The sequence below is a fragment of the Streptomyces sp. NPDC052299 genome (genome assembly GCF_040679335.1).
In the GTDB taxonomy this organism is placed as follows: Bacteria; Actinomycetota; Actinomycetes; order Streptomycetales; family Streptomycetaceae; genus Streptomyces.
In genome coordinates, this window is sequence record NZ_JBFAUP010000007.1 from 360,129 (window position 1) to 367,537 (window position 7,409).

6 protein-coding genes and 1 pseudogene are annotated in these 7,409 nt (G+C 69.0%); 5 read left to right on the plus strand and 2 right to left on the minus strand.

What is annotated here, in order from left to right; translation table 11 throughout:
- Window positions 1–453 carry a CRISPR-associated endonuclease Cas3'' gene (locus tag AB0L33_RS15180; protein WP_365681397.1) on the minus strand — a complete coding sequence of 151 codons (453 nt, stop codon included), beginning with the start codon at window positions 451–453 and terminating at the stop codon, window positions 1–3.
- Window positions 454–1,286: 833 nt separating this feature from the next.
- On the opposite strand from AB0L33_RS15180, the gene AB0L33_RS15185 reads away from it, so the two are divergent.
- The gene (locus AB0L33_RS15185; protein ID WP_365681399.1) at window positions 1,287–2,216 is read left to right on the plus strand and encodes a DUF5655 domain-containing protein; all 930 of its coding nucleotides are present in this window, start codon (window positions 1,287–1,289) and stop codon (window positions 2,214–2,216) included.
- A gap of 94 nt (window positions 2,217–2,310) precedes the next feature.
- Here the strand turns inward: AB0L33_RS15185 and AB0L33_RS15190 are convergent, their stop codons facing one another.
- Complete coding sequence (locus AB0L33_RS15190; protein ID WP_365681401.1) at window positions 2,311–3,057, minus strand: site-specific DNA-methyltransferase; 747 nt, start codon at window positions 3,055–3,057, stop codon at window positions 2,311–2,313.
- A gap of 575 nt (window positions 3,058–3,632) precedes the next feature.
- On the opposite strand from AB0L33_RS15190, the gene AB0L33_RS15195 reads away from it, so the two are divergent.
- From AB0L33_RS15195 to AB0L33_RS15210, 4 genes and pseudogenes are all read left to right on the plus strand, one after another.
- The gene (locus tag AB0L33_RS15195; protein WP_365681403.1) at window positions 3,633–4,778 is read left to right on the plus strand and encodes a C40 family peptidase; all 1,146 of its coding nucleotides are present in this window, start codon (window positions 3,633–3,635) and stop codon (window positions 4,776–4,778) included.
- A gap of 81 nt (window positions 4,779–4,859) precedes the next feature.
- A complete protein-coding gene (locus AB0L33_RS15200) occupies window positions 4,860–5,168 on the plus strand; it encodes a DUF6112 family protein (protein ID WP_365681438.1) in 309 nt (102 codons plus the stop codon).
- A complete protein-coding gene (locus AB0L33_RS15205; RefSeq protein ID WP_365681405.1) occupies window positions 5,168–5,863 on the plus strand; it encodes a hypothetical protein in 696 nt (231 codons plus the stop codon). Before AB0L33_RS15200 ends, AB0L33_RS15205 begins: the two co-directional genes overlap by 1 nt.
- Before the next feature lie 28 nt (window positions 5,864–5,891).
- A pseudogene (locus tag AB0L33_RS15210) lies at window positions 5,892–7,273 on the plus strand (ATP-binding protein).
- The last annotated feature ends 136 nt before the right edge of the window (window positions 7,274–7,409 follow it).

Here is a 7,409-nt window from a genome sequence, read left to right on the forward strand (position 1 = left end):
TCAATCTGGGCAGCTGCCCCCCCGCAGAAGTGATACCCACGGCGGCAACGTCACCCGTCCCGCGCGGATGATCTCCGGAACCAGCTTGGCGACCCGCCGTGTCGCCTCACGCGCGGCCTCGGCGTCCGGCTCACCGCCTTGGAGCGCAGTCAGCACGTCCTTGATCTTTTGCTGGTCCGGAAGACCACCATGATGCCCTTGCACCGCTGAGGCGAACGGGAGGCCCGCGTACTCGGCGGCCAGGCGGGTGCCGGCCTCCTTGTGCGGGATCCCGACCGGCTTACCTTGCGGCTCGGCCCGTTGCAGCAGACCGTCCTGCCAGGCGCAACATCCCTTACCGACGTCGTGCACAAGAGCCAGGTACTCCGCGAGGTCGCCAGCCCCGAAGACCTCACCGAACCTACGCGCCAGAGCCGCCGATCCACGAAGGTGATCCGTCAGTTCGTGCCGCACACCCGAGACTGGACTGCGACTATGCGCATATAACCGCATTGAAGATGCTGAAGACATAGAAACCCCCTTGCCAGCACGAACCTCCCCGATTCGCCTGGTAGGCAGAAGCTACACGAGCCCACTGACAGTCAGAGGTAAAACTGGGCTTACGGGAAAATGGACCCGCCGCTACTGCATCCTCGAACTCACCCACTGCTCTGGGAGCCACCTGGAAGCCGTTGGCGGTTCGGAACCCCAAGCACACAAGTGACACGCGGGTCGCACCCAAGGAGAATGTCCGAGACTCCGGACCTGCAGAGGAGTTCGTGGAAGGGACCCAGGCGGATTCGGGGTAAGAGCCCTGGTCAGCCAGGTGGCGGTCGCCCTCCGGGACGGCCGAGGATCGCAACACCGCGAAGGTGATGCACGGTGTCAACGGCGGCCGTGGCCGTCGCCCTCCGGGGCGGCCGAGGATCGCAACGACCTGACCGGCCAGGCGCGCGCGAGCGTGCCCCTGGTGGCGGTCGCCCTCCGGGGCGGCCGAGGATCGCAACGCCCGCCGCTGCCCCCACATCGACCCCGACCACGGCGTGGCGGTCGCCCTCCGGGGCGGCCGAGGATCACAACAGCTTGTACAAGCGGAATGGCCACCGCTGAGGCGCGGGTGGCGGTCGCACTCCAGGGCGGCCCAAGGATCTCAACACCTTTGCGCGGCGCGCGGGTACTTGGCATCGTGATCTGTGAGCATCGCCCGGTGCAGTCATGCAGGCGAAACAGCAACCCGCTCGCCTTCTGGAATATCCCTCCGCACCTCGCGCTTCCTCTTCGCGTATCGACTGCGAAGGGGACCGAGGATGGCCGAGATGATGTTGTTCCGGAGGGACGCAGACGGGCATGACGTCGAGCTGTCGGCTTCGACGGTGGCGTTGGAGGTGGTGCTGCAGCGGCGGGTCGAGGCCGGGCTGGAGCGGATGCTGGGCATCCGGTTTCTGGCATCGGAGTACCCGACTGGTCCGTGGCACCGGGGGCGGATCGATACATTGGGGCTGGACGAGAACAATTCTCCCGTGGTGATCGAGTTCAAGCGGGGCTCGGACAGCGGGGTGCTGTCGCAGGCCGTCTCCTACCTGACCTGGCTGGAGTCGGCGCACCATGAGTTCGAGGCGCTCGTGCGCAGCGTGCTGGGTGCGGAGGCTGCTGAGTCCGTCGACTGGCGTCGTCCCCGGATGGTCTGCATTGCCGCCGGCTTTTCACACCATGACCGGGTGGCGGTGCAGCGGTTGCCGGAGCGGATAGATCTGGTGCGGTACCGGGTTTTCGAAGGGGACTTGTTGGGCCTGTTGCTCGTCGACTCCTCACCCGGTTTGTCGACCACTGCTTCGCCGCGGCGAAGCCGCGTGACCGCAGTTGGTTCCGTGGCTGCAGAGCCGGAGACCGCTCCGGCGGCGGGCTCCGGCCTGGTGCCCGGGTGTCTGCAGGACCTGTACGCGGAGCTGGATGAGGCGCTCACGGCGTGGGGTGAGGTGGAGGTGGCGCAGCTGCGGCATTACATCGCGTACCGGCGGTTGGTGAACGTGGCGTCGGTGATCTTCCGTCCGAAGCACGAGGTGATCCTGGTCTATCTCAGACTCGATCCGGACTCGGTCGAGCTGGAGGAGGGCTTTACTCGGGACATGCGCGGTATCGGGCACCTTGGGACCGGGGACCTGGAGGTGCGCGTCGGCTCGGCCGCTGGCCTGGAGAAGGCGGCGCCGCTCATCCGGCGGGCGTTCGAGGCGGCCTGAACAACGGCAAGGGCGGCTGGGGCATCGTTATTCGATGCGCCAACCGCCCTTCGGCGTCTGAGGGCCAGCGGCCCTGGGCTCTGCGCTCTCATGCTCATGCTTCCGGTCCGGCCAGCTCGACATCGTCCTGCGTCAGTTCAGCGCGCAGCCGCTCCTCGGCGACATCGGCGTAGTGCGCGGACAGCTCGACGCCCACGAAGCGGCGTCCCTCTCGCAGGGCCGCGACCCCTGTGGAGCCGCTGCCGGTGAACGGGTCGAGGACGGTGCCGCCCTCGGGGCAGACCTGGACGAGCTGCTGCATGACCTCGACCGGCTTCTGGGTGATGTGAACCCGGCCCTTGCGGGGCTGGGAGGCGATGTAGTGGCCCGGCAGGTAGAGGTCGCGGGTGTTGTCGAGGGAGCCCTTGACGCCCCAGATGATGAACTCCGAGTCCTGCTTCGGTCCGCCCTTGCGGGGCCGGCTGGCGGGCTTGATCCACGGGATGGTGCCGCTCCAGGTCCACCCCGCCATCTGCAGGGCGTCGGAGGTGGTCGGCTCCTGTCGCCAGTCGGTGAAGACCATCGCGACCGCGTGCTCGGTCGAGGCCCGGTACGCCTCGGTGAGCAGCTCGGTGAGCCAGGAGCGGTAGGAGCGCTGGTCACGGTTCTCGCCGGGGAAGTTGGCGAGGTCGTGGGCGCTGTTGCTGGTGACGTACTTGGCACGGGCGGTGCGTCCGGTGCGGTCGGCGCTGGTCCGGCCACCCGAGTTGTACGGGGGGTCGGTGACGACGGCGTTGACGCTCTCGTCCGGGAGGGTCTTGAGCACGGTGAGGGCGTCGCCTCGGTGCAGCGTGTAGCTCATGCGCAGGGGCCTCTTTCGATGGCACGGCGGAAGGGAAGCCTGCTCCGGCCGGACGGCGCTGGGCCGGGCGGTCCGGTGAGCAGGGTGCGCAGGACGTTAGCTGCGAACTCCGGCCGCGCCCAACGACGTACGAGTCCGGCTGAGCACCGTTTGGTGCGGCCGGATTCGCGACCTACTGTCTCGCCTCGTCAGCACCGGTGAGGTCTCGCTTCACCTGCGTTGACCTGTGCCTTTTCGTGTTGCCTCGTCCAATGAGGCATGCCGGGGGCCCGTTGACGACCAGCTTGCGGACGACCGAAGGAGACCGGGGTGTACTTCCTGAGATTACGAGCGCGGCCGGCTGCCGCGCGCTTCGAGACCGCCGCCCGGGTGCTACCAACTCCCGCGCGCCGGGTCCGCCCTGAGCGGCGGATTCACATCGGCGCGGTGCCGATGGCTTTGCACGGGAATCGGCACCGCGCCTCCTACGAACCTCCACAAGGAGCCTCCGCAATGACGGGCATCCTGCCCCCTCCGTACCCGACTCGATCTCAGCCGCTCGGCCGGCCGCGTCACAGCGGCGAACCACAGCTCCGATGAAGACGACGGCCAAGGCGCTCGTCGGCCTGGCCGCGACCGGCCCGCTGCTCCTGGCCGTGCCGGTCCTCGCCATGGGTGCGGGACTGACATCGCCCCCCTCCTCATGCGCCACCACCGATGCGCAGGGTATGGATACCGCCGCTGTCGCCTCCCAGGTGAAGTCGATCCTGGACGGCGGGAACGACAAGAAGAAGGTCTCCGTTCCGGGACTGCCCGCTCCGGCCGAGCAGGTGCCCAACGCCAAGACGATCCAGGCGACGGGCGTCGCGCTGCACATCTCGGCACGGGGGCAGGTCGTTGCCCTGGCAACGGCTCTGCAGGAGAGCGGCCTGCGGAACCTTGAGTACGGCGACCGTGATTCGTTGGGTCTCTTCCAGCAGCGCCCATCCCAGGGCTGGGGCACCGCCGAGCAGATCCTTGACCCGGTGCATGCCTCGACGAAGTTCTACGAGGGGCTCAAGAAGGTCTCGGGCTGGGAGTCGCTGTCCGTGGCTCAGGCCGCCCAGGCGGTGCAGCACTCGGGTTTCCCGGACGCGTACGCGAAGTGGGAACCGCTGGCGACGGCCCTGCAGGAGGCGATCGAGCCCTTGCCGGCCGCGTCCGGTGACGGATCGCGGGACTTCGGCTCGTACGCCACCGTCTCCACGACGGACGGCTGCCCGGTTGCCGGGGACGAGGACGGGGTCAGGTACGACTTCGGTGGCCTCCCACCCGGACGAGTCCCCGACGGCTACTCGGTCCCGGCCGATGCTCCGACCAAGGTGCGGAAGGCGATCCGCTGGGCGCTCGCCCAGCTCGGCACCCCGTACCAGTGGGGCGGCAGTTGCACCGCCGCCCACGGCCTGGAGCTGATGGGCCGGTGTGACTGCTCCTCCCTGATGCAGCAGGCGTACAAGGCCGGCGGCGTCACGCTGGCGCGGACGACGTACGGGCAGGTCAAGGCCGGCAAGCCGGTCTCGGTCGGTTCTCTGCGGCCCGGTGACCTGGTCTTCACCGAGGGGACGGCGAAGGCTCCCGAGCATGTCGGCATGGCCATCGGCCATAGCTTGATCATCCATGCCCCGCATACCGGCGACGTGGTCCGCATCGTCACGCTCGCGTCGTGGAAGTCGCAGATCCTCGCGGCCCGCCGCCTCGTCTGACCACCCCCTTCCCCTTCTTGCATCCCGCGCCGTTCCGCCCTCACGGGCTTCGGCATGCTCTTTCTCGAACTGGAGTTCTTCATGTTTCTCTCCGACACGGTCGTCCAGCTCGCCTACGACCCCGGGATCACGCCCTCCGAGGGCGGGCTTCCGGGGCTGTCCGTCCTCAAGCAGGTGATGGGCTCGCTCAACCTCTTCGGTCTCGTGGCCGTGGTCGGCGCGCTCGCCGTCAGCGCGGGCGTGTGGGCCTGGGGGCATCACTCGGGCGGCCACCAGGCCGAGGCCAACGGGAAGAAGGGCGTCATGGTGAGCGCGGGCGCGGCTCTCCTGCTCGGAGCGGCGAACGGGCTGATCACGTTCTTCAGCACGCTCGGATCGCAGGTCCACTGATGCCCGCCGCCTCCTCCAACCCCAGCGGCACCTCCAGCGTGCGCCGCCGAACCCTGCTCGGCACCGTAATCCTGCTCGCGCTCGTCGCCCTCGCCGGCCTGACCGCCTATCTCACCCGCGACAGCCGCGCCCCCGCCCCACACGCGGCACCCCACACCAGCCGGGGCACCGATACCCCGTCCCCTGCTGCCAATTCACCTTTGGGCTCGCCACCGCCGGCCAGGGGAGGGCACGGTCTCCCGACGCCGCCGGCGACGCATGATCCGGTCGCGTTCGGGAAGGCCGCCGCCGCAGCACTGTGGTCGTACGACACCCGCGCCTACTCCCAGCCGGAGCTGGTGACGGCGCTGCGCGGATGGCTGACCAGCGAGACCAAGTACGCGGATCCCGACTCGCTCGACGCGGTTGTGCCCTCGCCCGCGCTGTGGAAGGAGATGGCCGCCAACGGCCAGTTCGCCACCGCCAAGGTCAACGAGGGCCACTTCCCGAACGCCTTCGTTCAGGCGCTGCAGGCCGATCCGGGGGCGATCACGCAGGCGTACGTCTACGCCGTGACGGTCTCCGGCAAGCAGTCGATCGCGTGGAAGGGCTCCCGGGCCGGGGGTGCCGAGAGCCGTGTCACCACGCTGGCGGTGCAGTGCCCGCCGTCCCAGTCCTGCGCGCTGGTCGGCGTGATGCCGTCCGTCGCCCCCTGACCCCCGATCTTAGAAAGGAGGCACCTCCATGGGAGTCTGCGACATCCCCGTGATGGACAAAATCTGCGGCACGGTCGAGTTCGCCACCAACCCCGGCGGCGCCGTGACCGACGGCCTCGGCGCGTGGATCGCGAAGTCGATGGGTGAACTAGCTGCCAGCGCAGCCGATCTCGCCGCGCGCGCCGTCAACACCACCACCGCAATCGATCTGAACGCCGGCTGGTTCAGGGAGAACTACGAACTCCTGCTGCCGATCGGCCTCGCTCTGACCGTGGGCACCTTCTGCCTCCAGCTGATGTCCGCGGCCTGGCGACGCGACGAACGCGCCCTGGCCCAGGCCGCCATCGGCACCATGACCGGCGTGCTGTTCAGCTTCTGCGCCATCGCCTTCACCTCCGTCGCCATCACCGTCGTCGACGCCCTGTCCGACGGCCTGTTCCAAGCCGCCAACAGCTCCGTGGACGACGCCGTACGCCGCGTGATCAAGATCAGTGAGCTCGGGGCGAGTACGGCCTGGGATGGGGTGTTCCGTCCCTGGTCGCGCTGGGGTGCGCGATCGGCGCGTTCATGTACTGGGGCGTGATGGTCGCCCGGAAGATCGGGATCCTGGTCCTGGTCACGCTCGCGGTGTTCGCCGGGGCCGGCGGCGGCTGGGAGGTCGCCAAGCGGTGGCGGCGCGGCTGGATCGAGGCGACCGCCACCCTGATCGTGTCGAAGCTGCTGATGACGGTCGTCTTCCTGATCGGCGTCTCGGCGATCGGGAAGTCGGACGCGCACGATGGCATGACCGCGCTCTCGGACGCGATGGCCGGCATCGTCGTGATGGTCCTGGTGCTGCTGTGCCCGTACGCCACGTACAAGTTCGTGCACTGGGCGAGCGACGGCGGGGGCCACGACGATCTGCACCGCACCGGTGTGGCCGGTATGGCGGTCGCCGCCGGAGCGGTGAAGACCGCGGGCAGCCTCGCGATGCGGGCCGGCACCGGCTCGGCCGCGCCACAGGGGCCCGGCCAGGTGCCCGGCGCGGACAGCGACGGTGTCGTCTCCACCATCAACCCCGTCGGCGGCAACCTCAGCAAGGAAGGCATCGACGCCGGTCCGCCCAAGGCGCAGACCACCTTCCGCTACGGCGAGGACCCCAACGCCCCCGGTGACAAGGGCCGGGCCCTGATCCAGCGCCCCGGGATCCCGCCGCTGATCACCCGCCCCGATGGGGGCGGACAGGAAGGCGGCCCGGATGAATCTCCCGGCGGCCAGTTCACCGCACCCTCGGTTCCGGGCAGCACGTCCAGTGCCGGCAGCAGGGCGCCCGACTCCACCGGGCCGTCAGCTTCGACCGATCCTTCGGCAGCCGGTTCCCCAGAGCCGTCGAATTGGATGGGCTCCGGCCGGCCGCCCTCGGGCTCCTGACCGATCACTGCTCGGGGCGGGCCGCACCCGCGGCCCCCCCCCCCCCCCCCCCCGATCAGGGAGCGGGAGACAGTCGTGTCATTCAGTAGAGGCCAGCGAATAGCCGATTTCGCAGAAACGAACATAACACAAAAAG